The 25,158-nt window shown below is 51.9% G+C and carries 24 protein-coding genes; 4 read left to right on the plus strand and 20 right to left on the minus strand.

Going from position 1 to position 25,158, the window contains the following annotated elements; translation table 11 throughout:
- Positions 1-69: 69 nt before the first annotated feature.
- Together gntR and DT73_RS15775 are read right to left on the minus strand one after the other, a co-directional pair.
- Complete coding sequence (gntR, locus tag DT73_RS15770) at positions 70-1,065, minus strand: gluconate operon transcriptional repressor GntR (protein ID WP_036111368.1); 996 nt, start codon at positions 1,063-1,065, stop codon at positions 70-72.
- A gap of 95 nt (positions 1,066-1,160) precedes the next feature.
- Entirely contained in the window at positions 1,161-1,856 is a 696-nt protein-coding gene (locus DT73_RS15775; RefSeq protein WP_036111286.1) for a pirin family protein, read from the minus strand.
- A 400-nt stretch (positions 1,857-2,256) separates the two neighbouring features.
- Here DT73_RS15775 and DT73_RS15780 point away from each other — a divergent pair, with 400 nt between their 5' ends.
- Together DT73_RS15780 and DT73_RS15785 are read left to right on the plus strand one after the other, a co-directional pair.
- Complete coding sequence (locus DT73_RS15780) at positions 2,257-2,754, plus strand: GNAT family N-acetyltransferase (RefSeq protein ID WP_036111288.1); 498 nt, start codon at positions 2,257-2,259, stop codon at positions 2,752-2,754.
- A 76-nt stretch (positions 2,755-2,830) separates the two neighbouring features.
- The gene (locus tag DT73_RS15785; protein ID WP_036111371.1) at positions 2,831-3,088 is read left to right on the plus strand and encodes a DUF2756 domain-containing protein; all 258 of its coding nucleotides are present in this window, start codon (positions 2,831-2,833) and stop codon (positions 3,086-3,088) included.
- A gap of 15 nt (positions 3,089-3,103) precedes the next feature.
- On the opposite strand, the gene ugpQ is transcribed toward DT73_RS15785, so the two are convergent.
- The 10 genes from ugpQ to livK form a co-directional block, all read right to left on the minus strand.
- Positions 3,104-3,844 (minus strand): glycerophosphodiester phosphodiesterase, encoded by a 741-nt coding sequence (ugpQ, locus tag DT73_RS15790; RefSeq protein WP_036111292.1) that lies wholly within the window; start codon positions 3,842-3,844, stop codon positions 3,104-3,106.
- Positions 3,841-4,911 (minus strand): sn-glycerol-3-phosphate import ATP-binding protein UgpC, encoded by a 1,071-nt coding sequence (locus DT73_RS15795; protein WP_036111295.1) that lies wholly within the window; start codon positions 4,909-4,911, stop codon positions 3,841-3,843. Before DT73_RS15795 ends, ugpQ begins: the two co-directional genes overlap by 4 nt.
- Position 4,912: 1 nt before the next feature.
- A complete protein-coding gene (gene ugpE / locus DT73_RS15800) occupies positions 4,913-5,758 on the minus strand; it encodes a sn-glycerol-3-phosphate ABC transporter permease UgpE (protein WP_036111298.1) in 846 nt (281 codons plus the stop codon).
- Positions 5,755-6,642, minus strand: a complete 888-nt coding sequence (gene ugpA / locus DT73_RS15805; protein WP_036111300.1) for a sn-glycerol-3-phosphate ABC transporter permease UgpA — start codon at positions 6,640-6,642, stop codon at positions 5,755-5,757. Before ugpA ends, ugpE begins: the two co-directional genes overlap by 4 nt.
- A gap of 138 nt (positions 6,643-6,780) precedes the next feature.
- On the minus strand, positions 6,781-8,100 hold the full coding sequence (ugpB, locus tag DT73_RS15810) for a sn-glycerol-3-phosphate ABC transporter substrate-binding protein UgpB (protein ID WP_036111304.1): 1,320 nt from the start codon (positions 8,098-8,100) through the stop codon (positions 6,781-6,783).
- A gap of 238 nt (positions 8,101-8,338) precedes the next feature.
- Positions 8,339-9,052, minus strand: coding sequence for a high-affinity branched-chain amino acid ABC transporter ATP-binding protein LivF (gene livF / locus DT73_RS15815; protein ID WP_036111307.1), 714 nt, complete (start codon positions 9,050-9,052; stop codon positions 8,339-8,341).
- Position 9,053: 1 nt separating this feature from the next.
- The gene (gene livG, locus DT73_RS15820; RefSeq protein WP_036111310.1) at positions 9,054-9,821 is read right to left on the minus strand and encodes a high-affinity branched-chain amino acid ABC transporter ATP-binding protein LivG; all 768 of its coding nucleotides are present in this window, start codon (positions 9,819-9,821) and stop codon (positions 9,054-9,056) included.
- On the minus strand, positions 9,818-11,092 hold the full coding sequence (locus DT73_RS15825; RefSeq protein ID WP_036111312.1) for a high-affinity branched-chain amino acid ABC transporter permease LivM: 1,275 nt from the start codon (positions 11,090-11,092) through the stop codon (positions 9,818-9,820). The genes livG and DT73_RS15825 overlap by 4 nt, the downstream gene beginning before the upstream one ends.
- Positions 11,089-12,015, minus strand: coding sequence for a high-affinity branched-chain amino acid ABC transporter permease LivH (livH, locus tag DT73_RS15830; RefSeq protein WP_036111322.1), 927 nt, complete (start codon positions 12,013-12,015; stop codon positions 11,089-11,091). Before livH ends, DT73_RS15825 begins: the two co-directional genes overlap by 4 nt.
- Before the next feature lie 66 nt (positions 12,016-12,081).
- A complete protein-coding gene (livK, locus tag DT73_RS15835; RefSeq protein ID WP_036111326.1) occupies positions 12,082-13,191 on the minus strand; it encodes a high-affinity branched-chain amino acid ABC transporter substrate-binding protein LivK in 1,110 nt (369 codons plus the stop codon).
- Positions 13,192-13,614: 423 nt separating this feature from the next.
- On the opposite strand from livK, the gene panM reads away from it, so the two are divergent.
- Positions 13,615-14,001 (plus strand): aspartate 1-decarboxylase autocleavage activator PanM, encoded by a 387-nt coding sequence (gene panM, locus DT73_RS15840; protein WP_036111330.1) that lies wholly within the window; start codon positions 13,615-13,617, stop codon positions 13,999-14,001.
- Between the two features lie 70 nt (positions 14,002-14,071).
- On the opposite strand, the gene DT73_RS15845 is transcribed toward panM, so the two are convergent.
- From DT73_RS15845 to DT73_RS15860, 4 genes are all read right to left on the minus strand, one after another.
- Complete coding sequence (locus tag DT73_RS15845; RefSeq protein ID WP_152552535.1) at positions 14,072-15,181, minus strand: branched-chain amino acid ABC transporter substrate-binding protein; 1,110 nt, start codon at positions 15,179-15,181, stop codon at positions 14,072-14,074.
- 252 nt (positions 15,182-15,433) lie between these two features.
- Positions 15,434-16,678: an aromatic amino acid transport family protein gene (locus DT73_RS15850; RefSeq protein ID WP_036111332.1), complete on the minus strand. Its 1,245-nt coding sequence runs from the start codon at positions 16,676-16,678 to the stop codon at positions 15,434-15,436.
- Between the two features lie 58 nt (positions 16,679-16,736).
- Positions 16,737-18,191, minus strand: coding sequence for an NAD-dependent succinate-semialdehyde dehydrogenase (locus DT73_RS15855; RefSeq protein WP_036111335.1), 1,455 nt, complete (start codon positions 18,189-18,191; stop codon positions 16,737-16,739).
- Positions 18,188-19,468 carry a 4-aminobutyrate--2-oxoglutarate transaminase gene (locus DT73_RS15860; protein WP_036111337.1) on the minus strand — a complete coding sequence of 427 codons (1,281 nt, stop codon included), beginning with the start codon at positions 19,466-19,468 and terminating at the stop codon, positions 18,188-18,190. Before DT73_RS15860 ends, DT73_RS15855 begins: the two co-directional genes overlap by 4 nt.
- Positions 19,469-19,597: 129 nt before the next feature.
- Here DT73_RS15860 and DT73_RS15865 point away from each other — a divergent pair, with 129 nt between their 5' ends.
- Complete coding sequence (locus DT73_RS15865) at positions 19,598-21,106, plus strand: PLP-dependent aminotransferase family protein (protein WP_036111340.1); 1,509 nt, start codon at positions 19,598-19,600, stop codon at positions 21,104-21,106.
- 58 nt (positions 21,107-21,164) lie between these two features.
- Here the strand turns inward: DT73_RS15865 and rpoH are convergent, their stop codons facing one another.
- The 4 genes from rpoH to ftsY form a co-directional block, all read right to left on the minus strand.
- The gene (rpoH, locus tag DT73_RS15870) at positions 21,165-22,022 is read right to left on the minus strand and encodes an RNA polymerase sigma factor RpoH (protein ID WP_036111343.1); all 858 of its coding nucleotides are present in this window, start codon (positions 22,020-22,022) and stop codon (positions 21,165-21,167) included.
- A 271-nt stretch (positions 22,023-22,293) separates the two neighbouring features.
- Positions 22,294-23,373, minus strand: coding sequence for a permease-like cell division protein FtsX (gene ftsX / locus DT73_RS15875; RefSeq protein ID WP_200874796.1), 1,080 nt, complete (start codon positions 23,371-23,373; stop codon positions 22,294-22,296).
- On the minus strand, positions 23,351-24,019 hold the full coding sequence (gene ftsE, locus DT73_RS15880; RefSeq protein WP_036111349.1) for a cell division ATP-binding protein FtsE: 669 nt from the start codon (positions 24,017-24,019) through the stop codon (positions 23,351-23,353). The genes ftsX and ftsE overlap by 23 nt, the downstream gene beginning before the upstream one ends.
- A 2-nt stretch (positions 24,020-24,021) precedes the next feature.
- On the minus strand, positions 24,022-25,158 hold a 1,137-nt coding region (ftsY, locus tag DT73_RS15885; RefSeq protein WP_036111377.1), incomplete at its 5' end, for a signal recognition particle-docking protein FtsY.

Here is a 25,158-nt window from a genome sequence, read left to right on the forward strand (position 1 = left end):
CTGTTCAATAAGCAATAACCACAATCAGTGAAAGCTAATAAGTGTGAGCTACGTCAAATATTGAGTTTTTCAGATTGATCCACCAGGAGACAGGGTAAAGCCCAAATCCAGCATCTTCGGCGACACTATTTCGCCACGAATTCGTGCTAACAGGCGCTCGGCGCCAATCCGGCCCATGCGTTCACGCGGAGTAAGCACACTTGCCAGGCGTGGCTCCATCACCTGGCCAATATCATGGCCGTGGAAACCAGCAATGGCCATATCTTCAGGAATCCGCAGGCCCAGGCGCTGGCATTCAAATGCCGCTCCCACAGCCAGGTCATCGTTAGTACAAAAAATACTGTCCAGCTTCGGGTATTCGCGGCGCGCCTGGCGCAATAACTCACTCCCGGTGGAATACGAAGAAGATTGCTCGACCATCACACAGTAAGGCACCAGCCCGGCGTCGTGCATGGCCTGCTCATAACCACGCTGCTTCATTAAAGTACGTTCATCAAGCCGCGCCCCGAGGTAAGCCACATGTTGATGACCGCGCTGAATAATCGCCGCTGTCATCTGGCGTGCTGCTTCGAAGTTATCAAACCCTACTGCGATATCCAGACAAGGACTGATGCTGTCCATCATTTCCACAACAGGAATGCCAGCCACTTCAATCATTTTCAGTGTGCGTGGCGTGTGCGTGCGCTCAGTCAGAATCAGACCGTCGATATTCCACGACAGCATAGACTCCAGGCGTTCTTCTTCCAGTTCAGCTTTATACCCGTAGTGTGCCAGCATAGTTTGGTAGCCGTGAGCATCAATAACACTTTCGATACCGCGTAATACTTCCGCAAACACCTGGTTGGTTAACGAAGGCAGCATCACACCAATGGCACGGCTGGTTGAATTCGAAAGGATATCCGGTGCCCGGTTGGGTATATACCCCAGTTCATCCAGCGCTGCGGCAATTTTGACGCGTAAAGCGGCTGAAACCTGTTCCGGGTTGCGTAAAAAACGGCTGACCGTCATTTTGGTCACGCCGACTTTATCTGCCACGTCCTGTAGTACCGGTCTTTTCTTTTTCATGTCCTGTGCACACAATTTGTTATTGACAGTAAAGTTTACCATGAAAAAGGCCCGCCTTGCGTAAACAGGGCGGGCCAAAAAACACGAATTCAGATTCAGACTGGCGGTAAATCGAACAACAAAATTTCACTACCTTCGCTGGCATGAACAGAAAGTGCCTGTTCATCCCAAATCGCCAACCCGTCGCTGGTTACCGCTTTAGTGCCATTAATGGAGACTTCACCTTTCACGACCTGAATCCAGACACGGCGGTCAGCGGCAATCTGAAACACAGATTGTTCATCTTTCACCAGTGCCCAGCGCCACAATTCCATATCCTGGAACACTTTTAACGACCCGTCACGGGCATCCGGTGACAACACCAACTGGCGGCCCTGCGCGGCATCAAAGCGGCGCTGCTCATAACGCGGAGTAATCCCTGTTACTTCAGGGATAATCCAAATCTGGTACAAGCGCAGCGCTTCAGTCGCACTCGGGTTATATTCAGAATGGCGAATACCCGTACCCGCACTCATAATCTGGAACTCGCCAGCCGGTACTTGTTCTTTGTTACCCATGCTGTCCTGGTGTTCAACAGCACCTTCCAGAACATAGGTCAGAATTTCCATATCTTTGTGGGGATGGGTACCAAAGCCCTGGCCTTCATCAATAACGTCTTCGTTAATCACCCGCAAAGCAGAGAACCCCATAAAGTCAGGATCGTAGTAATTTGCGAACGAAAATGTGTGCCAGGAATCCAGCCAACCATGGTTTGCATGCCCACGGTCCTGTGCTTTACGTAAATAGATCATGTTGCCCTCCTCATCAGTTGCATTCAGTTTAGGGGGCAACCTCCGGGGAAGATAGAGGGTGAAAATTGACGCCTCTGTTCAAAAAAAATGAATAACACAATCCCTTTGAAACATGATGATTATGGCCATGAATCACGTCGTTGCCGCTGAGTGTCATCAATTTTGCTGAATCAGTGAAAAACAGATAAAAAAAAGCCAGCACCCGGCTGGCTAAAGTAATACTGGAAGCAATGTGAGCAATGTCGTGCTTCAGGTTTCATTGAGGTGTCCCCTGAACGCAAGGCAATAATAATCATTATCATTTGCATCTGTCCAGTTTTTTTTGCAAAAAATGGCAGTTGACCCCATAGGAAATCGCAATAATGCTAACGGAAGTCAACTAACAATGGAGAGGAACCGGATGAACAGGCCAGAAATACGCCAGGCTGAACCCAATGACGTAGCAGCATTACTGGGCATTTACCGCCAACCAGAGGTGTATGAAAACCTGCTTCAGCTTCCTCACCCTTCCACATCTTACTGGCTAGAGCGCATTACCCACCCACAGCCGGGGCAAAGGCACCTGGTGGCACTGGCCGAAAACCAGGTTGTGGGGCATATGGGCCTTACCGTGAATACCAACCCACGCCGCAGCCATGTTGCTACATTAGGGTTGTGTGTTGACCCCGCCTTTCGCCAGCAAGGTATTGGCAGAGCACTGATGCAAGAAGCCGTGTGGTTATGCGATAACTGGCTGCGTGTCACCCGTATCGAATTGACGGTGTTTGCCGATAACCAGCCAGCTATTCGGGCCTACCAAAGAGTGGGGTTCGAACTGGAAGGCCGGGCGAAAGATTTCGGGTTGCGTAACGGCATTTATGTTGACGCATTATTCATGGCGCGCCATAAACCGGCATAATTCAGATAACACGGAAAAACCAGCGCCAGGCCCGGGGAAAGGATAAACTTATAGTCTGTTTTCAGGAGAAATGACCATGAAACGCTATCTGATTCTGGCGCTGTTGTTGCCTGTTACTGCAATGGCAGTTCCGCTGAATACCACCAATAACCCCAACCAGCCGGGGTATGTGAACCCCAGCCAGCAACGGGTACAACAAGAAATGCGTACCCAGCAGATACAGCAGAAAAGCCAGTTAAACCAGGCTGCAACGGCTCAACAACAACAGCAGCAACAAAAACTGTTCCAGCAGTTAAACGGGGCGCAGCAACGCACCCAGCAACAACCGCGTTAATTTGTGCTACATGGCTCAGGCACCAAAGCCCGGGCCAATCTGTTCCAGGTTATCGGTACAGATACAATCCACACCCCATTGCATCAGAGTTCTGGCGCGCTCCGGGCGGTTTACGGTGTACACCAGAATACGCAACCCGGCGGCTTTCAGGGCGGCAGTACGGGCTTCATCCAGCAACTGGTGGTTAAGGTGAATAGATACACACCCGAGGCGAGACGTCAGTTCCTGCCAGTTATCGTCCCACTCATCCAGTAACAACCCACGTGGTAAGCCAGGTGCAGCAAGTTGAGCCGCAGCCAGCGCTTCAACAGAGAAAGAGGAGAGCAACGGAGTCGCCATACCCGCCCACAGTTGTTGTACCGCCAGAGCAACCTCTGTACCTGTCCGGGCTTCCACACCGGTAGTCGGTTTTATTTCGATATTCACCATCACTGTGTGCTGGCGGCACCGCTCTGCGACATCGCTCAAAAGTGCCAGCGGTTCTCCGGCAAACGCCTTGCCAAACCAGCTCCCGGCATCAACCTTGCTCAGCACATCCCAGCTCATCTCCCCGGCAACACCCCAGGCGTTACTGGTGCGCTCAAGTGTGTCGTCATGCAGCAGGAAAATTTCACCATCATGGGAAAGTTTTGCGTCGCACTCAAACATTTTGTATCCACGGGCAATGCCCAAATCAATCGCCGCCAGTGTATTTTCTGGAGCCAGTTTTCCCCCGCCACGGTGTGCGACAATGCGGGGATAAGGCCAGTGACTCATAACCGTTGTCCTGTTTCGCCATCAAAGAAATGCAGCCGGTCTTCCGGCAAGTGTAGCCACAACATGGAGCCTCGCTGCGGCCTGTTTTGGTGATCCAGGCGGATTATCATTTTTTGCTCCCTCCAGCGCCCGTGAGCCAGGTTATCAGCACCCAGCATTTCCAGCGTGTCCATTACTAATGGCAGACCACCTTCAGCCTGAGAGCTTAACGCAATATGTTCAGGGCGAATACCCAGTGTCAGTGGTTTACCTGCCAGCGAAGACAAGTTTCTCCCCACCGGAACAGCCATGCCTCCGGGTAACTCAAAACGGTATCCATCGTTGCTCACCTGCCCTGCCAACAGGTTCATGGCTGGTGAGCCAATAAAACTGGCGACAAAGCGGCTGGCCGGTTTTTCATACACCTCAACCGGTGTGCCAATTTGCTCTGCAATACCTTTATTGAGCACCATCACCCGTTGCGCAAGGGTCATTGCTTCCACCTGGTCATGGGTCACATACAAACTGGTGGTATTTAACCGCCGGTGTAGTTGCTGGAGCTCAAGGCGCATTTGCACCCGCAACTTGGCATCCAGGTTTGACAGGGGCTCATCGAACAAAAAGACCGCCGGGTCGCGCACAATTGCCCGCCCCATGGCAACCCGCTGGCGTTGCCCGCCAGACAGCTCACGCGGGCGGCGTTTTAACAGTGTATCCAGCTCCAGAATACGTGCGGCTTCCTGCACTTTGTGGGCGATATGCTGTTTACCCATGCCGCGTATTTTCAGGCCCCAGGCCATGTTCTCTTCCACTGTCATGTGCGGGTAGAGCGCGTAATTCTGGAACACCATCGCAATACCACGCTCGCTGGGCTCCAGCTCTGTTACTCGCTGGCGGTCAATCCAGATATCACCACTGGTCACCCGCTCAAGCCCGGCCACCATGCGTAACAACGTGGATTTACCACAACCTGAAGGGCCAACCATCACGATAAATTCGCCGTCTGCGACATCCAGCGTCAAAGGCCGGATGACCTCTGTTTTGCCGTCCCAGCTTTTGCTGACGGCCTGTAATTTTAATCCTGCCATGTTATTTCTCGCTATCCACCAGACCACGAACAAACGCTCTTTGCATCACCAGCACCACCACTAAAGGCGGTGCCAGTGTCAGTAACATTGCCGCCATAACCTGATTCCACTGTGTTGTGCCGTCTCCCGTTGAAATCATGCTTTTAATACCGGCAACGGCAGTGCCCATATCTGCTTTACTGGTAATCAAAATCGGCCACAGATACTGGTTCCAGCCATAAATAAAGGTAATAACGAACAGTGCAACCAGGTTAGTACGCGAAAGCGGTAATACGATGTCGCGGAAAAAACGCAGCGGAGAAGCCCCGTCAATGCGTGCTGCTTCCAGTAGCTCGTCCGGTAAAGTCATAAAAAACTGGCGAAACAGAAATGTTGCCGTCGCAGAGGCCATCAGTGGCAGTGTCAGCCCGGTGTAGCTGTCGAGCATTTTCAGGTTGGCAATCACTTCAACGGTGGGGAAAATGCGCACTTCTACGGGTAACATCAGCGTGATAAAGATCATCCAGAAGCACAAGTTACGCAGTGGGAAGCGAAACCAGACAATGGCGAAAGCAGAGAGCATGGACACCGAGATTTTGCCCACTGTAATGCCCAGAGCCATCACGAAACTATTCAGTAACAACACCCCAAACGGCGCAGTGTTGCCCCCCACGCCCTGGTGCCAAATAAGCGACAGGTTTTCCCACAAATGGCCGCCGGGCAACAGAGTCATCGGGGTATTGAACACCGCTTTGTTGTCGAGTGTGGCAGCCACAAATGCAACATACAGAGGGAACAGAATAACGATAATTCCCGCTATCAGCATGATATGGCTGAAAATATCCAGCCCACGTCTGTTCTCTATCATTGGTAACGCACCTTGTTTTCCACGTAGCGGAACTGAATCACTGTCAGAATAATGACCAGCACCATGAGCACCACGGACTGTGCGGCAGAGGCCGATAAATCCAGCCCGGCAAAGCCTTCCCGGTAGATTTTGTAAATCAGCGTCGTCGTGGCCTGAACCGGCCCACCACCTGTCGCTGCGTCAATCACCGGGAATGTGTCAAAAAAGGCATAAACGATGTTAACCACCAGCAGGAAAAAACTAACCGGGGTAATCAGTGGTAATGACACACGGAAAAAGCGCCTGACAGGCCCGGCACCATCGATGGCGGCAGCTTCCATCAGCGAACGGGGAATAGACTGCAGTGCGGCGAAGAAAAACAAAAAGTTATAACTAATTTGTTGCCATACCGAGGCGAATACCACCAAAAACATAGCCTGGCCGCTATTTTGTGCATGGTTCCAGTGGTACCCCAGTTGTTCGAGCGCCCATACCAACAACCCGCGCCCCGGGTTAAACAGGAAGATCCACAACACAGCGGCGATTGCAGGTGCAACGGCATAAGGCAGTAATAACAGAGTCTGGTAAATGCGGCTTCCCCGCACAACATGGTCTACCAGCGCGGCAAAAAACAGAGAGATAGCCAGCCCACAGCCCGTCACCAGAGCACTGAACTTAATGGTGGTCCAGAAAGCATCCAGGTAATAACTGTCGTGTGCCAGTTGAATAAAGTTACTCATACCAGCAAAAGTGCTGGATAAACCGAATGGGTCGACATTCTGGACCGAATACCACAAAGCTTCACCGGCAGGCCAGATGAAAAAAATAATGGTGATAACCACTTGTGGCAGTACCAGAACATAAGGCAACCACGAAGTGCGAAAAACCGGGCGTGATGATGACATAGCATTACCTGGCAAAGATAATATGCTTCACTGCCATCCGGGCAGTGAAAGAGTAAACCGGCTGCATATCCCGTCCCGGGTAGGCTGGCTGCCCGGGCGAAAAACTGGCACGGCTACCCGCGCCAGTTATCTGGGGAATCAGGATTTCGTAGACTGTTCAAAGCGGCGCAGTAACTGGTTACCACGTTCAACAGCAGCATCCAGCGCCTGTTTAGGCGTTTTCTTACCGGTCCAGACACTTTCCAGCTCTTCATCAACAATGGTGCGGATCTGTGGCATGTTGCCCAGGCGCAGCCCTTTGGTGAACGGCAATGGCGGCTTGTTCAGCATCTGGCGTGTGGCAATATCTGCACCAGGGTTTTTATCGTAGAAACCGTCTTTGCGTGTCAGTTCATAAGCGGCTTTGGTAATCGGCAGGTAGCCGGTTTTCTGGTGCCATTCAGCAGCAATTTCAGGCTGCATCAGGAACTTCATAAACTCAGCCACGCCTTTATAGGTTGGCTTGTCTTTACCCTGCATCACCCACAAGCTGGCACCACCGATAATGGCGTTTTGCGGTGCATTTGGCACGGTATCGTCGTACGGCATCATGCCCACACCGTAATTAAATTTCGCATAGTGGCGAATATCAGCCAGCGAGCCGGAAGATGCCGTGGTCATAGCACAGTCACCGTTATAGAACTTTTCGGTAGACTCATCTTTGCGGCCAAAATAGCTGAATGTCCCTTTCTTGTTCATCTCTTCCAGCATGGCAATATGGCGTACCTGCACTGGCTGGTTAAATTCCAGTTTGGCATCCGTGCCATCAAAACCGTTGTTTTCAGTGGCAAACGGCAGGCCGTGCCAGGCACTAAAGTTTTCCAGTTGGATCCAGCCCTGCCAGCCACTGGCGTACCCACACTGCATACCTGCCGCGCGGACTTTCGCCGCATCTTCTGCCAGTTCCTGCCAGGTTTTTGGTGGCTGGTCCGGGTTCAGGCCTGCTTTTTTGAACGCGTCTTTGTTGTAATACAGCACCGGCGTGGAGCTGTTGAAAGGCTGGGACAACAGATGCCCGGTTTTTGAGTCGGTGTAGTAACCGGAAACGGTCGGCACAAATTGTGATTCATCATATGGAATACCAGATTCTTCAAACACCTGGTAAACCGGCTTGATAGCTTTGGATGCCATCATGGTTGCCGTACCCACTTCATATACCTGCAAAATGGCGGGGGCATTTCCCGTGCGGAATGCGGCAATCCCGGCAGCCAGACTTTGTTCGTAGTTGCCTTTATACACCGGTTCAATTTTGTAATCCGGGTGGGTCTGGTTAAAGCGCTGGGCTAACGAATCCACTTCTTTACCCAACTGACCTTCCATGGAATGCCAAAACTGAATAGTTGTGACGGCCATCGCCTGGGTACTGAAAGCCAGACCAAGCGTAATGCCCAAAGCTGTGTGTCGTAGCAAAGCGTTCATGCCGTTATCTCTCTTGTGTCCATGGGGAAATGCGCGATATCACGCGTTTTTTGCTCGCGAAGTAACATGACACGCCCGTATGACAGAAAAATAACTGTTGTATGACGTAATCATGACGAACGAGTGATAACGGGATTTCAGTAACAAGACACTTTGGTGAAAGGACATGTAAAACAAGAGAGAAAATGAAAAGGGGCCAGAATGGCCCCCTGAAGGTTACTGACAAACAAGAAAAGCGTTAGCCGCCCAGATAAGCGCTGCGCACAGCTTCGTTTGCCAACAGAGCATCTCCGGAATCTTCCAACACCACATGGCCGTTTTCCAGAACATAACCACGGTCTGCCAGTTTCAGCGCCTGGTTAGCGTTTTGTTCAACCAGGAAGATAGTCATGCCTTCTTCACGCAACTGCTCAATGGTGTCGAAGATCTGCTGAATAATGATGGGAGCCAGGCCCAGAGACGGTTCATCCAGCAGCAATAAACGCGGCTGGCTCATCAATGCCCGGCCAATGGCCAGCATCTGCTGCTCACCACCAGACATAGTACCGGCGCGCTGAATGCGGCGCTCTTTGAGCCGTGGGAACAGGTCATAAACCCGTTCAATACGCTCCTGGTACTGTTGCCGGTCAGCAAAGAAGCCACCCATTGCCAGGTTTTCTTCTACTGTCATGCGGGAAAACACCCGGCGCCCTTCCGGTACAATCGCCACGGCTTCACGCATAATTTTTGCGGTGTGCCAGTGGGTAATATCTTTACCATCAAAGGTAATGGTTCCCTGAGTGGCACGGGGGTCGCCACACAAGGTTCCCAGCAGCGTCGTTTTCCCTGCGCCATTGGCACCAATCAGGGTGACAATTTCACCCTGGTTAATGTGCAAAGAGACTTCATGTAACGCCTGAATTTTCCCGTAGTGCGCACTGACCTGGTCGAAAGATAACATTACATTGTCCATATTACGCTTCTCCCAGGTAGGCCCGAATCACATCCGGGTTATTACGAATCTGCTCAGGTGTACCGTTAGCCAGCGGGGTGCCCTGGTTTACTACATAGATACGGTCAGAAATCCCCATCACCAGTTTCATATCATGTTCAATCAACAATACCGTGGTGTTGTGGTGGTTGCGTAACTCCACAATCAACTCATCAAGTTCATGGGTTTCATTGGGGTTCAGGCCAGCCGCAGGTTCATCCAGCATCAGAATTTCTGGCTGGGTTACCATACACCGGGCAATTTCCAGGCGGCGCTGCTGGCCGTAGGCCAGGTTACCTGCCAGGCGGTTCGCATGCTCCAGCAGGCCAATGCGCTCAAGCCAGGTGGCTGCGCGGTCCAGTGCTGCACTTTCTGCTTTACGGAATGCCGGGGTTTTCAGCAGCCCGGAAAACAGGCCACTTTTCATATGCTGGTGTTGTGCCACCAGCAGGTTCTCAATCACCGTCATTTCACGGAACAGACGTACATGCTGAAAAGTACGGACCACACCCAGCCGGGCAATTTCCTGGCCTGGCAGGCCTTCCAGGTGTTTATCCCGCAATAAAATCTGCCCGCCAGTTGGGCGATAAAAACCGGTCAGGCAGTTAAATACTGTGGTTTTCCCGGCCCCGTTAGGGCCAATCAAAGAAACAATTTCCTGAGGATGTAATTCCAGGGAAACGTCGTTAACCGCCAGCAAGCCGCCAAAACGCATCATCAGGCCGCTGACAGATAATAATGGCTGACTCATGCCTGCTCTCCTTCACTGCGCTTTTTTAATTTCACCTGAGCACGGGTCATTGGTAATAACCCCTGCGGGCGCCAGATCATCATCAGGACCATCAGCGCACCGAGCATTAACATGCTGTATTCATTGAAATCACGCATCAGTTCGCGAGACACAACCAGCAAAATGGCCGCCAGAATAACGGCAAATTGCGAACCCATACCACCCAGCACCACAATCGCTAGGACAAAAGCAGACTCAGCGAAGGTGAAAGATTCCGGGCTGATAAAGCCCTGGCGCGCAGCGAACAGCGTGCCCGCAAACCCGGCAAAAGCCGCACTGATGGTAAAGGCTGTCAGTTTAATACGCGTAGGGCTCAGGCCCAGAGAACGGCAGGCAATTTCATCATCACGCAGCGCTTCCCACGCACGCCCCAGGGGCATACGTAACAGGCGGTTAATAATGAATACTGTCAGCACAACTAACAGTAAAGCGACCAGGTAGAGGAAAATAATACGATCGCTGGGATCATACTTCACATGGAAGAAGTGGCTGAACGTATCCCAGCCGCCTTCCCGTGGCGAGCGGTTGAATTCCAGGCCAAACAGTGTCGGTTTGGGGATCTGGCTGATCCCATTCGGCCCACCGGTGATTGCGGTATTGTTCAGTAATAAGATACGCACAATTTCACCGAAGCCCAGGGTGACGATTGCCAGATAATCCCCCCGCAGGCGCAGAACCGGGAAGCCCAGCAGGAAGCCGGCCAGTGCAGCGACCAGCCCGGATAACGGCAGGCAGACCCAGAAGCCTAACCCATAATAGTGGCTCAGCAACGCGAAGGTATAAGCGCCAATAGCATAAAAACCGCCATAGCCCAGTACCAACAGACCAGACAGCCCAACCACCACATTCAGCCCAAGACCGAGAATGATATAAATCATGGTCATGGTGGCAATATCCACCGTACCGCGAGATACCAGGAACGGCCAGACAACAGCAATCACCAGAATGGCACCCAGCAGCAATTTCTGTTTCACGCTGGAACCGTCAATGGCAGGCATTGTCAGGCGTGGCCCGGCAACCTTCTTCATTGCTTGCTGGAACAGTGGCCGCAAGATTTGGAACAGGAAGACTACCGCAGTACCGATGTAGATCCACTCCCAACGGATATTTGCCGCACTGCCAACAACCAGGCGAGTTCCACTCAAATTCAGTTGCACGCCCATAAAGACCGACGCCAGAACAAAGAAAATGGCGGCAGATAAAATGGCAAAGAAAAACGTAACCGGTTTCATACTTTTTCTACCTCCGGGCGCCCAAGGATACCGGTAGGCATAACCAGCAACACCACGATTAACAAGGCAAATGAAACCACGTCTTTATATTCAGTGCTCAGGTAAGCAGACGTCAGGGCTTCGGCAATACCCAGAATCAGCCCGCCAATCATTGCACCTGGAATGCTGCCAATGCCGCCCAGCACCGCTGCGGTAAAGGCTTTCATCCCGGCCATAAAGCCAATAAACGGGTTAATTACCCCATAGAACTGGCCCAACAGCACACCGGCAACCGCCGCCATCGCTGCACCAATAACGAAGGTCAGTGCAATCACGCGGTCAGTGTTAATACCCAGCAGGCTCGCCATTTTCAAATCTTCGGCACAGGCACGGCAGGCGCGCCCCATACGGGAATAACGAATGAACAACGACAATGCCAGCATCGCAATAAAGGTCACCACCCAAATCACCAGCTGCATGGTGGTAATCGTTGCCGAGAAGTTCTCACTGGCACCGATGATCCACTGCCCGTTAATCAGGCTGGGTAATGCAACATCGCGGGAACCCTGAGTCAGGCTGACATAGTTTTGCAGGAAGATAGACATCCCGATAGCGGAAATCAGCGCAATCAGGCGCTTGGAGTTACGCACGGGTTTATATGCCACTTTCTCAATGGACCAGCCGTAAGCGCTGGCAATAACAATTGCGCCCACAAAACCGGCACCAATCAACATCCAGCTGGCATCAATCCCCATCATCATCAGTGCGGCGATTATCATGAACGAGACATAACTGCCAATCATATACACTTCGCCATGGGCGAAGTTGATCATGCCAATAATGCCGTAAACCATTGTGTAGCCAATGGCGATAAGGGCGTAAGTACTACCCAGCGTCACGCCATTAAACATTTGCTGTAAAAAATAGAGAAACTGCTCAGACATAACATAGCCTTTTTCTGTCCTTCCGGCTGTCACATAGCCGGAAGGCGGGATTACAGTCAGTCAGCCTTACTTCGCCACAGAGGACGAACCATCAGCATGCCAGCGGAAAACACCGAATTCGAATCCCTTCAGATCGCCTTTCTCATCCCAGTTCAGCGGCCCAATTACGGTGTCGGCACCGTGTGATTTCAGGTAGTTTGCCAGTTCCAGCGGTTCGTCGCTGCCAGCATGCGCCAGTGCGTCAGCCAGTGACTGCACGGCGGCATAGGTAATCCAGACATAGGGGCCAGACGGGTCTTTTTTCTCCGCCTTCAGCGCCGCCACAATGGTCTGGTTTGCCGGGTCCTGGTCGTAGCGTTTCGGCATAGTTACCAGCATGCCTTCAGCCGCCTTACCGGCAATATTAGACAATGAAGCGTTACCCACACCTTCCGGGCCCATAAACTGCGTTGACAGCCCGGTGGCCCTTGCCTGGCGCAGGATCTGCCCCATTTCCGGGTAGTAACCGCCGTAGTAAACAAAGTCGATATTTTCTTTCTGCAGGCGAGCCACCAGCGTGGAGAAATCTTTCTCACCGGCGGTGATACCGTCAAAGAACACCACATTGGCTCCGGCTTTTTTCAGGCCATCACGCACTGAAGTTGCCAGGCCTTCACCGTACTGTTGTTTATCGTGGATAACCGCAATACGTGTGGGTTTCACTTTATCGACGATATATTTCACCGCGGTTGGTGCCTGGGAGGAATCCAGCCCGGCAGTACGCATAATGGTCTGGTAGCCACGCGTGGTGAGTTCCGGGTTTGTTGCCCCGGGGGTGATCATCAGAATGCCTTCATCTTCGTAAATATCAGATGCAGGTTGAGTGGAAGAAGAACAGAGGTGACCAATGACATACTTGATGCCTTCGTTAACCACTTTGTTCGCCACAGCAACAGCTTGTTTCGGGTCACAGGCATCGTCGTATTCCACCGCAACCAGCTTATCGCCGTTAATACCGCCTTTTGCATTAATATCTTTAACCGCCTGGCGGGCACCATTGAATTCCATATCGCCCCATTGCGCTACCGGCCCGGACATCGCACCAATTACCGCAATTTTTATCTCTTTCGCCAGCGCCGCGTGAGACATCGCCAGCGCAACCATGCCAGCGAGCAGTGTCTTCGCGTTGATTTTCATCCTTTGTAACCCCATTCGTGATGTTGTGTGTGAATATTTTGTTTTGTTATGGTTAAAAACAGACCTGTCTTTTTTATAAACAATGCTATTTTTACCTGTCCCTGTAATGAGTTAGCGGTATTTTTTCCTAAAACACCACCAAATACTCTATATTTCAGGTGATTAACCGGAGATTTTATTCTGTATTACGGCCGAGATAAACAAAAAAAACCATGCACAACAGCACAAAATATTGACATAAAAAGTTACCAAAGCACGTATATTGCAGATAAATAAACTGGATTGTTTTTATACTTACGGTTTAAAAACCACCCAGTAAGAATTCGCTAAATGAATCAACTGAACGCATTCCGCTTTGATGTTGGGAGCTTGCCAGTAAAATAGCGTTACATACTCACTGTTTCATTCCAGGAAATGCAGCTTATGAAACTCACTATCATTCGTCTTGAGACGTTTAGTGAACAGGATAAAATCGATCTTGCGAAAATTTGGCCTGAATATTCAGAAGCCTCTCTGAATGTTGATGAGAACAACCGCATCTATGCCGCACGTTTTAATGAGCGTCTGCTCGGAGCAACACGGGTCACGCTCAGCGGGGCACAGGGAACGATGGATTCATTTAGGGTCAGAGATGTCACCCGCCGCCGCGGTGTCGGGAAATATATGCTCGAAGAAGTGCTGAGTGCACTGCCAACTGTGTCCGACTGGTGGGTAACGGATGTCGGTGTGGAAAACTACGCGACAATGAACGCGTTTATGCAGGCTCAGGGCTTTACCGAACGCGAAGGCGGCTGGCATATCCCCGAATAAGAACGGGCAGGTGCATGGCCTGCCCCTGCCCGCAAGGCCCTCTCGCAGAGGGCGCTTTTACTGACGGCTGTTATTTCGCGTCAGTTGCTGTACCGTTGGCATGCCAGGTAAACACGCCGAATTCAAAGCCTTTCAGGTCGCCTTTCTGGTCCCAGGACAATGGCCCCATAACCGTATTTGCACCGTGGGCTTTCAGGTAGTCCGCCATGGCTTCGGTATCGTCACCGCCGGTATTTTCCAGTGCGGTAGCCAAAGACTGAACAGCAGCGTAGGTGGTCCATACAAACGCACCGCTTGGATCCTGTTTCTTGGCTTTAATGGCATCAACAATCGGTTTGTTTGCTGGCAACTGGTCGTAGTTTTTAGGTTTGGTAACCAGCATGCCTTCTGCTGCTTTCCCGGCGATATTGGACAGAGAAACGTTCGCCACGCCTTCCGGGCCCATAAACTGAATTTTCAGACCGGCAGCCTGAGACTGGCGCAGGATCTGCCCCATTTCCGGGTGATAACCACCGTAGTAAACAAAATCGATGTCTTCTTTCTTCAGGCGGGCAACCAGCGTGGAGAAATCTTTCTCACCAGCGGTGATACCGTCAAAGAACACCACATTGGCATCGGCTTTTTTCAGGCCATCACGCACTGAAGTTGCCAGGCCTTCACCGTACTGCTGTTTATCGTGGATAACCGCAATACGTGTTGGCTTAACGTGGTCCAGAATATATTTCACCGCGGTTGGCCCCTGGTCAGAGTCCAGACCAGTAGTACGCAGAGTCAGTTTATAACCACGCGCAGTCAGTTCTGGCGCTGTCGCAGCAGGCGTAATCATCAGCACACCTTCATCTTCATAGATATCAGATGCTGGCTGAGTGGAAGAAGAACACAGGTGGCCAATAACATATTTGATGCCATCGTTAACCACTTTGTTCGCTACGGCTACAGCTTGTTTCGGGTCACAGGCATCGTCGTATTCTACGGCAACCAGTTTGTCGCCTTTAATCCCGCCTTTTGCGTTAATATCCGCAATAGCCTGGCGCGCACCAGTAAACTCCTGGTCACCGTACTGCGCTACCGGCCCGGACATGGCGCCCACAACAGCGACTTTAATATCCTTAGCCACTGCCACGCCGCTCATCGCCAGAGCAATACACCCTGCCAGTAACGCTTTACCCTTCATATTCATCCTGAGTTTCCCCATTCTTGTTGTGATTGCAGTTTGTTGTATTTGGCACTTTTTTGTAACGGCCAGCTTAAGTGTGCCTGTTACACCATTTGTTTTATTGTCGGTAAGGCTGCCCGTGCCCATGCAGCATACTCTGCCTGAACATACCTTATTTTGATGGATTTGGAATAACATTTTTCAACAGACTGCAACACTTTTGTGATGCAAAAAGCCCACTTGCCAGCACTACACAGCAAGTGGGAGAGCGGAAAATCACCAACCGGCGGGTAAATAACCTAATGCAGAAACGATAGCGTAGAGAGCGCTCAGTATGTACATCAGCACAATCACACATTTGAGTACCGGGTGTGTAATCACATCAGCACACTGCCAGGCCGGGGTGATGTCCCCTTTTTCCCGGGCACCTTTAAGGATAAGAATCGGCATAATCGACAAAATAACGCCGCTGAATACCCCGGCGAAATAAAGCGCATTCACAAAAGACACCATACCGCTGTACGCCAGAATAAACGGCGGAATCACCACCAACAGCATGACACCAAGCCGGCGCAGTGGTTGGGTATCACTGCCGAGTGAAAATTTGTCGAAAATATTGGTCAGAAAGCTGCCACCCAGCCCCCAATATGAGGTCAACATGGCGCATAACGCAAAGATATTGGCCGAGAAGAAAGCCCATTCACCCAGCGCCTTGCCCCAGGAAATGGTGGCGACATCGCTGACAGCATCCAGGCCATTGAGTGAAATAACTGAAAGCGGCACCACTGTTAATAAAACGAATGTCAGCCCCATTCCCACCATAATGGCTTTGGGCAACTGGGCAGGTTTATCGCTGAACCCACGGGCCATTTCCGGCACGATGTATTGCGCAGAAAAACAGAATGCGATCACGTTAAATACCGGCACCATATAACGCCAGTCACCTTCCAGCAGAAAGCGCATTTGCGTGGTGTCTTTCAGGAACGTTGCCGCCACCAGTACCGTTATCATCACAACCATACCGACACTGATAAACTTTTCGCCGCGGCCAATCGCCTTCAACCCCAGCCAGAGCACACCTGCCGCAGGTAAGAAGAAACACAGGCTACCTACCGCAGGTGAAATCCCTAACAGGGAGTGCAAGAGTTTACCACTGCCGGTCATATAGGCGGTTAACGCGCCAACGCTGTTGACACACACAGAGAGGAACATCAGCCATGACCCCACGCCGCCGACATAGCGTTTCGCCAGGCCGCTTAACTGGAGATGAGCACGAGTACGTAACGTAGATTCAGCGACATAGAGCATAGTAATCGTGGTCAATACTCCCACAATCACCAGCCAGAACAAGAGAGAAAGGAACCCAGCTTTGCTGGATGCATAAGCAATGGACAGGACGCCTGCGCCGATGTTGGTCCCAACAATCATGGCGACGCCTTCGAGGAAACTTAAGGGTTTGGCGGGTGCAGAAACCCGCTCTCGAGCCGCCCAGGCCCGGGAGATAGAGGTGTTCTCAGACATAATTCTTCCTTAAATAACCGGTGGCATCCCCCACCGGTCCAGGTTGTTTTAACGGTGATTAACAACTCACATCGATACACAGGTACTTAAGCTCCAGATATTCCTCAATTCCGTAGCGCGATCCTTCGCGTCCGAGCCCAGATTGTTTGACGCCACCGAAAGGTGCGACTTCATTAGAGATAAGACCGGTATTCACACCAACCATGCCGTATTCCAGCATTTCGGAAACACGCCACTGGCGCGAGGCATCGCGGGTGAAAAAGTAGGCAGCGAGGCCGAAAATAGTGTCGTTCGCCATCTGCACCACTTCCGCTTCGCTGGTAAACCGGAATACAGGCGCGACCGGGCCGAACGTTTCTTCAGTGGCAAACCGCATGGTTTTGTCTACATCGCGCAGAACAGTCGGTTCAAAAAATGTCCCGCCAAGTGCATGGGGTTTCCCGCCAGTCACCACCTGCGCGCCTTTACTCACCGCATCGGCAATGTGTTGCTGCACTTTATCGATAGCCTGGCTATCAATCAGCGGCCCCTGAGTGGTACCCGGTTTGGTGCCTTCGCCCACGCTCAGCTTTTCAACCTCCTGTACCAGCTTGCCCATGACCTGGTCGTAGACCCCGTCCTGCACATAAACACGGTTGGCACATACACAGGTTTGCCCGCTGTTACGGAATTTAGACGCCATAATGCCAGCCACGGCGTTATCAATATCCGCATCGTCAAATACGATGATGGGGGCATTACCACCCAGTTCCAGCGACAGTTTTTTAATGGTCGGCGCGCACTGGGCCATAAGAATACGGCCCACTTCCGTGGAACCCGTAAAGCTCAGTTTGCGTACTACCGGGCTGTCGCACAGCACTTTGCCAACCTGGGCTGCATCGCCCGTGACGATTTGCAACACGCCAGCCGGAATACCGGCATCCTGCGCCAGTTTGCCCAGCGCCAGTGCGGTAAGCGGCGTTTGCTCTGCGGGTTTAACAATCATGCTGCAACCCGCTGCCAGCGCAGGTGCAGCCTTGCGGGTAATCATTGCCGCCGGGAAGTTCCACGGGGTAATCGCCGCACACACGCCAACGGGCTGCTTGATAACCACCAGGCGCTGGCTGGCCTGAGGAGCCTGCAATACACTGCCATCTATTCGTTTTGCTTCTTCAGCAAACCAGGTGATGAACGATGCCGCATAGGCCACTTCGCCACGGGATTCCGCCAGAGGCTTGCCCTGCTCTGCTGTCATTAACTGCGCCAGGTCTTCCTGGGCGTCGAGAATAGCGGCAGCCCAGGCCTGCATATAGCCGGCACGTTGTTTGGCAGTCAGCGCTTTCCACTCCGCCTGTGCCTGCTGAGCAGCCGTGATTGCCTGCCCGGTTTCAGCAGCACTCAGTTGGGGAACATGCGCTATCACTTCGCCCGTTGCCGGGTTGGTGACAGCCTCTGTTTTCCCATCCTGCGCATCGCACCACTGACCATTGACCAGCGCCTGCTGGCACAGTAAGCCAGGATTATTCAGTTTCATTGCGCCGCGGCCTCCTGCTCCAGAGCACGGCTCAAAATATCCAGCGCTTTGCTGAATTGCGCTTCCGGAATTGTTAACGGGTAGAGGAAACGGATTACGTTGCCGTACACGCCACAGCTAAGCAGCAGTAAGCCTTCTTTCATTGCGCGCTGCATTACGCCACGAGTGAAATCAGCAGACGGTTTACCTGTTTTGGGATCCAAAAATTCCACGGCGACCATTGAGCCCTGAGCACGGATTTCAGCAATTTGTGGGCAGGTTGCGCGGGCTTTGGTCAGCACTTCCACCAGGTGTTGGCCCAGTTGGTTGGCACGCTGGCACAGTTGTTCTTCATCAATCACATCCAGCACTGCGTGAGCGGCTGCAACAGACAGCGGGTTACCTGCATATGTACCGCCCAGCCCACCAGGGCCTGGTGCATCCATCACTTCCGCACGCCCGGCAACACCAGACAGCGGGAAACCACCCGCCAGGCTTTTCGCCATGGTCATCAGGTCTGGTTTAACACTGTGGTGTTCCATGGAGAACAACTTGCCGGTACGGGCAAAACCAGACTGCACTTCATCGGCAATCAGCAAAATGCCATGCTCATCGCACAGTGCGCGTAACGCCTTCATAAATTCAGCTGGTGCCGGGATAAAACCACCTTCGCCCTGAACCGGTTCCAGCAGAATGGCTGCCACCTGGGTTGGCTCGATGTCGGATTTAAACAGGCGCTCAATGCTGTCCATTGCATCCTGAACACTCACACCATGCAGTGCATTCGGGTACTGCGCATGGAATACAGAACCAGGGAACGGGCCAAAACCAATTTTGTAGGGAGCCACTTTGCCAGTCAGCGCCATGGTCATGAAAGTACGGCCATGGAACCCACCACAAAAGGTAATAATGCCTGGGCGGCGTGTGTAAGCGCGGGCAATTTTTACCGCATTTTCTACCGCTTCTGCCCCGGTAGAGAAGAAAGTGGTTTTTGCTGGTTTCTCTACCGGTACCCGCTCGTTAATACGTTCGGCCAGGGAAACATAGCTTTCATAAGGCACCACCTGGTATGCCGTATGGGTAAATGACTGGAGCTGGCGTTCTACCGCAGCAATCACTTTTGGATGGCGGTGGCCAGTGTTAAGCACCGCGATACCGGCAGAGAAATCAATATATTCATTGCCTTCAACATCCCACAGCGTGGCGTTTTCGGCTTTCTCGGCATAAAAACCACACATAACACCCACGCCACGCGGTGTGGCATCCTGACGACGTTTATCTAATTGCTGATTTTTCACCCTGAATTCTCCTGTCACTTAGGCTGGCTGCCTTTCACGTATGTGCAACAAAACTTATACAGTGACGTTTATTTACACAGGGTATGGCCCTATAATCTAGTACCAGTTAAGAAAAATTGAGGGATCCAATTGCGCTCGCTGATTGGAGATTTACTGCAACTACGTTTGGCAGAACAGCCAGAAGATAAGCTGCATAAGCAGCTCTACAACGCAATACGCCTGACTATTCTTGATGGCAGCCTGGCGCCAATGAGCCGTTTGCCCCCTTCCAGGGATTTGGCTCAGCAACTCGGCCTTTCGCGTAACACTGTATTAACAGTTTATGAACAACTTCTTGCCGAGGGATATATCGTTTCCCGCCAGGGAAGTGGTACTTTTATCGCACAAACTTTGCCAGACTCATTTTTTTCCTCTGTGGAAATACTTAACTCAGAAGAAGACTCTGATCTGTCGCAGGCCTTCTCATTACGTGGTCAGACCTTACTGAACCACAGTAGTGCAAGCCCGCAGCAGTGGGGAGCATTTATTCCCGGGGTACCGGATGTAACCGCTTTTCCCCATGCGTTGTTCAGTAAAATTCAGGCCAGGCTCAGCCGTCGGCCAAATGCCCAACAACTGACTTACAGTTGCCAGGGCGGCAGCCCGGACCTGCAACTCGCGCTGGTGGATTATTTACGTGTCGCACGCTCTGTGCATTGTTCTCCGGACCAGATTCTGATTACTGAGGGTATTCACCAGGCTTTCGATTTAATCAGCCGCATGCTGTGTAACCCCGGCGATAACGCCTGGGTTGAAGAACCAGCTTACTGGGGCATTCGCAATATTTTACGGATGAATGATGTCCGGATTACGCCTGTCAGTGTTGACCAGTACGGCATGAACCCACCAGACCCGCCACTCTCAGGCAGACCACCGCGCCTGATTTTCGTCACACCATCCCACCAGTATCCGTTAGGGTCTGTAATGAGCCTGGAACGCCGCCAGCGCTTACTGGCCCTGGCGCGCTACAGCGGCAGTTGGATTGTGGAAGATGATTACGACAGTGAGTTTCGCTTTTCGGGGCAGCCCATTCCCGCCCTGCAGGGCCTGGTCCGTGACCCACCAGTGATATACATTGGGACATTCAGCAAAACACTCTACCCGGCCTTACGGCTTGGCTATGTAGTGCTTCCCAAAGCCATTGCCAGCGCATTAAAAACCGCACATGGGGAATTGTACCGTGGGGGCCATTTGCTGGCTCAGAATGCACTGGCACAGTTTATTACCCAGGGGCACTACACTGCGCATATTCGCCGGATGCGTTTATTGTACGCGCGCAGGCGGGCTTTCCTGGCGGGGCTGATTACCCGTTATTTAGGTGAGCAGGCGTTGGGCGATTTCAACAACAACGCCGGGTTGCACCTGATTTTAAATCTGCCGTTAACAGCCGACGACGTGGCAATTGCACAGGCCGCCAGCGCGCGGGGTATTTTGGTGCGCCCGCTTTCCCGTTACTACTTCGGAACCCGGGTACATAAGGGGCTATTGATGGGGTTTGCCTGTGTGCCCGAAGAGGAAATGGAACGCGCATTTCTCAAGTTACTGCCCTGCATCCACCAGGCTTGCCCGGAAATGGCATTACCCACCGGGGCAGAATAACAGGCATAAAAAAACCCCGCCTGCCTGGTGGCAAACGGGGTGATGTTGTTCTGTGCAATCAGGCTTCGATAGCCGCTCGCAGTTTTTTCATGGCGTTCTTTTCAAGCTGGCGAACACGCTCAGCCGAAACACCATAATGATCTGCCAGTTCCTGCAGCGTGCTCTTGTTGTCTTCATCCAGCCAACGTGCACGAATAATCTGCTGGCTACGTTCATCCAGGCCTTCCAGCGCCAGAGTGAGTTTGTCAGCGGCATGAGACTCCCAGTTATCATCTTCAATGCCATCGGCAAAGTTAGAAGATTTATCCTGCAGGTACAGGACCGGAGCCATTGGCTGGCTGTCATGGGAATCGTCATCACCTGGCATATCGAAGGTCATATCCTGCGCTGCCATCCGCGATTCCATTTCACGCACATCTTTGCTGGTAACGCCCAGTTCGCGGGCAACCATTTCGACTTCATCCTGGTTAAACCAGCCTAAACGCTGTTTGGTTTTACGCAGGTTAAAGAATAACTTACGTTGTGCTTTGGTTGTTGCTACTTTCACGATACGCCAGTTACGCAACACATACTCATGGATCTCAGCTTTGATCCAGTGAACTGCGAACGATACCAGGCGCACGCCGACATCCGGGTTGAAACGGCGCACGGCTTTCATCAGGCCGATATTGCCTTCCTGGATAAGGTCAGCCTGTGGCAGACCATAACCGGAATAGTTACGCGCAATATGAACAACAAAGCGCAGGTGCGACAGAATCAGCTTCTTAGCTGCTTCCAGATCACCCTGGTAATGCAGCCGTTCAGCCAGCTCCCGCTCTTCATCTGCCGATAACATCGGCCAGGTATTGGCGGCCCGGATATAGGATTCCAGATTGCCTACCGGGGCTAAAGCTAAATTTTGCATTTCTTTGGTCATTCAAATCCTCACATCACCTGTCGCCTGGTATTGAGCATACCCCCATCAGGCAGCCATGCTTTTACCAAAGCGTGTTGAGTAACGAGACTATCATTCACACCTTAGCTATGACAACAAAGTTATCCACAAGTTCACATACAATTCGTGAATATTTTACACACAAAGTGTGACACAGGTATGAACATCCAGAAAAGTGACGTCGGGTTATTCATTACGTCTCTCTCCCGGCTGCGATTTCTCGCAGGCAATGGGAGAGTATACCAGAAATTTTTTAATCGGGCGTAAAGTGGCGTAAATGCTGAACCGTTGCCAGCCAGGCCGCCGCCCATCCAATCATTGCCGCAACCAGTAACAATAACAGGGCTTCATCAAAGGAAAACCCGCTGATACTGAATGTCGTGCCAAATACTTTTGCCACATCTCCGGCCGCAGAGGCAAGACGCAATACTAATACTTCAGACAATATCAGCGATAAGAATGCGCCACTGAAGCCGAGCAAAGCACCGCCATACAAAAACGGTCGCAGAATAAAACCATCAGTTGCACCAATCAATTTTTGTACATTGATAGTATCTCTACGAGCAAAGATACTGAGGCGCACACTATTACCAATCACCAGGAATACTGCCGCAACCATCAGAATGCCAATCATGGCCGAGACATTCCCCACCAGTTGGGTAATCGCCACCAGGCGTGTAAACCAGCCGTCGTCCATACGCACTTCATCAATTCCATGGATACTGGAAATACGGTCTTTAAGCGTGGTCAGCGATTGAGTATTCTGAAAATCAATTTTGGGTACCACTACAGCCACTGCAGGCAGTGGGTTCTCTTCCAGCATATCCAGCGCGCCGCCAAAACCAGACCAGTTACGGAACTCGCCCAGCGCTTCGTCACGCGTCAGATAGTTGACCTTATCTACGCCAGGCTCTGCCTGGATTTGCCCCACTACTTGCTGTGCTGCGTTATCGTCCAGTGTTTTCTCGAAATAGACGGTGATTTGCGGCGAAGGGTAATACTGGTTCGCTGCTTCACTGACATTTTTGTAAACGATATAGCATACGCTGGGCAGCGTCAGTGAAATGGCAATCACCATGACAGTAAGAAATGTGGCAAAAGGTTTACTGCGCAGGTCAGCCAGCGCTCCCTGCCAGGCATAACGTACCTGTTCATTAAATACATTACGGTTGCCAGGCTTCCCGCGCTGGTTGCCCCCTTTATGGCGGGCTTTTACATTCCGGGAAGCCGGTGCTGCGCTTTTGGCTGCACGGTCTTTAAAGTCCTGCAATTTATTGCCAAAGCGGCGTATGCGCTTCAGTGCATCATTCTTATTCACCCGCAACGCCTCCATGCAAATGCCCGTCACTGAGTGTCAGCACCCGGTAAGAGCGGCTGTCAATCAACGCCGTGTCATGGGTTGCCATCAATACCGTCACCCCAACGCGGTTAAATTCTTCGAACAAACGCAAAATGCCTTCCGACAATGCATTATCCAGGTTACCGGTCGGTTCGTCCGCCAGCAATACAGCAGGCTTATTCACCACTGCCCGGGCAATGCCCACGCGCTGCTGTTCACCACCAGATAACTGGATAGGGAAACTTTTCGCTTTGTCCAGCAGGCCGACTTTATCCAGCGCCGCACTAACGCGACGGCGGATATCTTCCACCCCGGCACCGGCAATAATCAGCGGGATAGCGACGTTGTCAAACACTGTGCGATCCATCAGCAAGTGGTGATCCTGGAAGATCATGCCAATCTGGCGGCGCAGAAACGGGATCTCCCGGTTCTTCAGCCTGCTGATCTCATGCCCGCTAAACCAGATCTTCCCCGTGCTCGGGCGCTCAATGCCACAAATCAGCTTGAGCAATGTACTTTTCCCGGCGCCAGAGTGCCCGGTCAGAAATGCCATCTCGCCCGGTTGCATATGGAGCGATACTCCCTGCAACGCCTGTCTCCCTCCGAGATAAGCTTTGCTGACATGTTCAAAGCGAATCATCTTTAATCCTCTCGGGCAAATAATGCCTCAATAAAATCGTCCGCTTTAAACGGACGCAGGTCTTCAATACGTTCACCCACCCCAATATAGCGAATTGGAATGCTGTACTGGTCAGCAACCGAGAAGATAACTCCCCCTTTCGCAGTACCATCGAGCTTCGTGAGCGTGATGCCACTCAGACCCACTGCCTCATGGAACAGCTTCGTCTGGCTGACTGCATTTTGCCCGGTACTGGCATCAATTGTCAGCATCACTTCATGGGGGGCATTTTCATCGAGCTTTTTCATCACCCGAACAATCTTTTTCAGTTCGTCCATCAGGTGTGCTTTATTCTGCAAGCGCCCGGCGGTATCGGCTATCAGCACATCAACATGGCGAGCCTTCGCTGCCTGAATAGCATCAAAAATCACCGAGGCAGAATCCGCGCCGGTGTGCTGTGCAATTACCGGAATATCATTACGCTGGCCCCAAACCTGCAACTGCTCTACAGCCGCCGCACGGAAAGTATCCCCGGCAGCCAGCATCACTGATTTGCCCTGCTGCTGGAACTGGCGAGCCAGTTTACCAATGGTGGTGGTCTTGCCTACGCCATTCACCCCAACCATCAGGATGACAAACGGTGTTTTCCCTTCGATATCCAGCGGCTGGTCTACTTTTACCAGAATTTCCGCCATCTCTTCTTTCAGCACCCCGTACAGGGCTTCTGCATCGCGCAGTTGCTTCCGGGAGGCGCCTTCCGTGAGATTGGTGATAATCTTACGGGTGGTTTCCACTCCAACGTCTGCGATAAGCAGTTGTTCTTCCAGTTCCTCGAATAAATCATCATCGATTTTTTTGCCACGGAACAAGGAGATAAATCCGGAACCCAGATTCTGGCGCGTTTTAACCAGGCTGCGTTTCAGGCGGGCAAAGAAACCTTCTTTGGTGGGCTTCTCCTGCTCAACGGGCTCAGACACCGCTTCTGCTTCAGCATCACCTGCTGCCTGCTGAGCTACCGCAATTTCTGCTTCTGCTTCTGCTTCTGCTTCTGCTTCTGCTTCTGCTTCTGCTTCTGCTTCTGCTTCTGCTTCTGCTTCTGCTTCTGCTTCTGCTTCTGCTTCTGCTTCTGCTTCTGCAGGAAGCTGCACGGTCTGAGGAAT

This window comes from Mangrovibacter sp. MFB070 (assembly GCF_000705335.1).
In the GTDB taxonomy this organism is placed as follows: domain Bacteria; phylum Pseudomonadota; class Gammaproteobacteria; order Enterobacterales; family Enterobacteriaceae; genus Mangrovibacter; species Mangrovibacter plantisponsor.

Excerpts from the sequence above, each read along its gene's own strand:
- gntR (WP_036111368.1), bottom strand. The coding sequence starts at position 1,065 with ATGAAAAAGAAAAGACCGGTACTACAGGACGTGGCAGATAAAGTCGGC.
- DT73_RS15775 (WP_036111286.1), bottom strand. The coding sequence starts at position 1,856 with ATGATCTATTTACGTAAAGCACAGGACCGTGGGCATGCAAACCATGGT.
- DT73_RS15780 (WP_036111288.1), top strand. The coding sequence starts at position 2,257 with ATGAACAGGCCAGAAATACGCCAGGCTGAACCCAATGACGTAGCAGCA.
- DT73_RS15785 (WP_036111371.1), top strand. The coding sequence starts at position 2,831 with ATGAAACGCTATCTGATTCTGGCGCTGTTGTTGCCTGTTACTGCAATG.
- ugpQ (WP_036111292.1), bottom strand. The coding sequence starts at position 3,844 with ATGAGTCACTGGCCTTATCCCCGCATTGTCGCACACCGTGGCGGGGGA.
- DT73_RS15795 (WP_036111295.1), bottom strand. The coding sequence starts at position 4,911 with ATGGCAGGATTAAAATTACAGGCCGTCAGCAAAAGCTGGGACGGCAAA.
- ugpE (WP_036111298.1), bottom strand. The coding sequence starts at position 5,758 with ATGATAGAGAACAGACGTGGGCTGGATATTTTCAGCCATATCATGCTG.
- ugpA (WP_036111300.1), bottom strand. The coding sequence starts at position 6,642 with ATGTCATCATCACGCCCGGTTTTTCGCACTTCGTGGTTGCCTTATGTT.
- ugpB (WP_036111304.1), bottom strand. The coding sequence starts at position 8,100 with ATGAACGCTTTGCTACGACACACAGCTTTGGGCATTACGCTTGGTCTG.
- livF (WP_036111307.1), bottom strand. The coding sequence starts at position 9,052 with ATGGACAATGTAATGTTATCTTTCGACCAGGTCAGTGCGCACTACGGG.
- livG (WP_036111310.1), bottom strand. The coding sequence starts at position 9,821 with ATGAGTCAGCCATTATTATCTGTCAGCGGCCTGATGATGCGTTTTGGC.
- DT73_RS15825 (WP_036111312.1), bottom strand. The coding sequence starts at position 11,092 with ATGAAACCGGTTACGTTTTTCTTTGCCATTTTATCTGCCGCCATTTTC.
- livH (WP_036111322.1), bottom strand. The coding sequence starts at position 12,015 with ATGTCTGAGCAGTTTCTCTATTTTTTACAGCAAATGTTTAATGGCGTG.
- livK (WP_036111326.1), bottom strand. The coding sequence starts at position 13,191 with ATGAAAATCAACGCGAAGACACTGCTCGCTGGCATGGTTGCGCTGGCG.
- panM (WP_036111330.1), top strand. The coding sequence starts at position 13,615 with ATGAAACTCACTATCATTCGTCTTGAGACGTTTAGTGAACAGGATAAA.
- DT73_RS15845 (WP_152552535.1), bottom strand. The coding sequence starts at position 15,181 with ATGAATATGAAGGGTAAAGCGTTACTGGCAGGGTGTATTGCTCTGGCG.
- DT73_RS15850 (WP_036111332.1), bottom strand. The coding sequence starts at position 16,678 with ATGTCTGAGAACACCTCTATCTCCCGGGCCTGGGCGGCTCGAGAGCGG.
- DT73_RS15855 (WP_036111335.1), bottom strand. The coding sequence starts at position 18,191 with ATGAAACTGAATAATCCTGGCTTACTGTGCCAGCAGGCGCTGGTCAAT.
- rpoH (WP_036111343.1), bottom strand. The coding sequence starts at position 22,022 with ATGACCAAAGAAATGCAAAATTTAGCTTTAGCCCCGGTAGGCAATCTG.
- ftsX (WP_200874796.1), bottom strand. The coding sequence starts at position 23,373 with ATGGAGGCGTTGCGGGTGAATAAGAATGATGCACTGAAGCGCATACGC.
- ftsE (WP_036111349.1), bottom strand. The coding sequence starts at position 24,019 with ATGATTCGCTTTGAACATGTCAGCAAAGCTTATCTCGGAGGGAGACAG.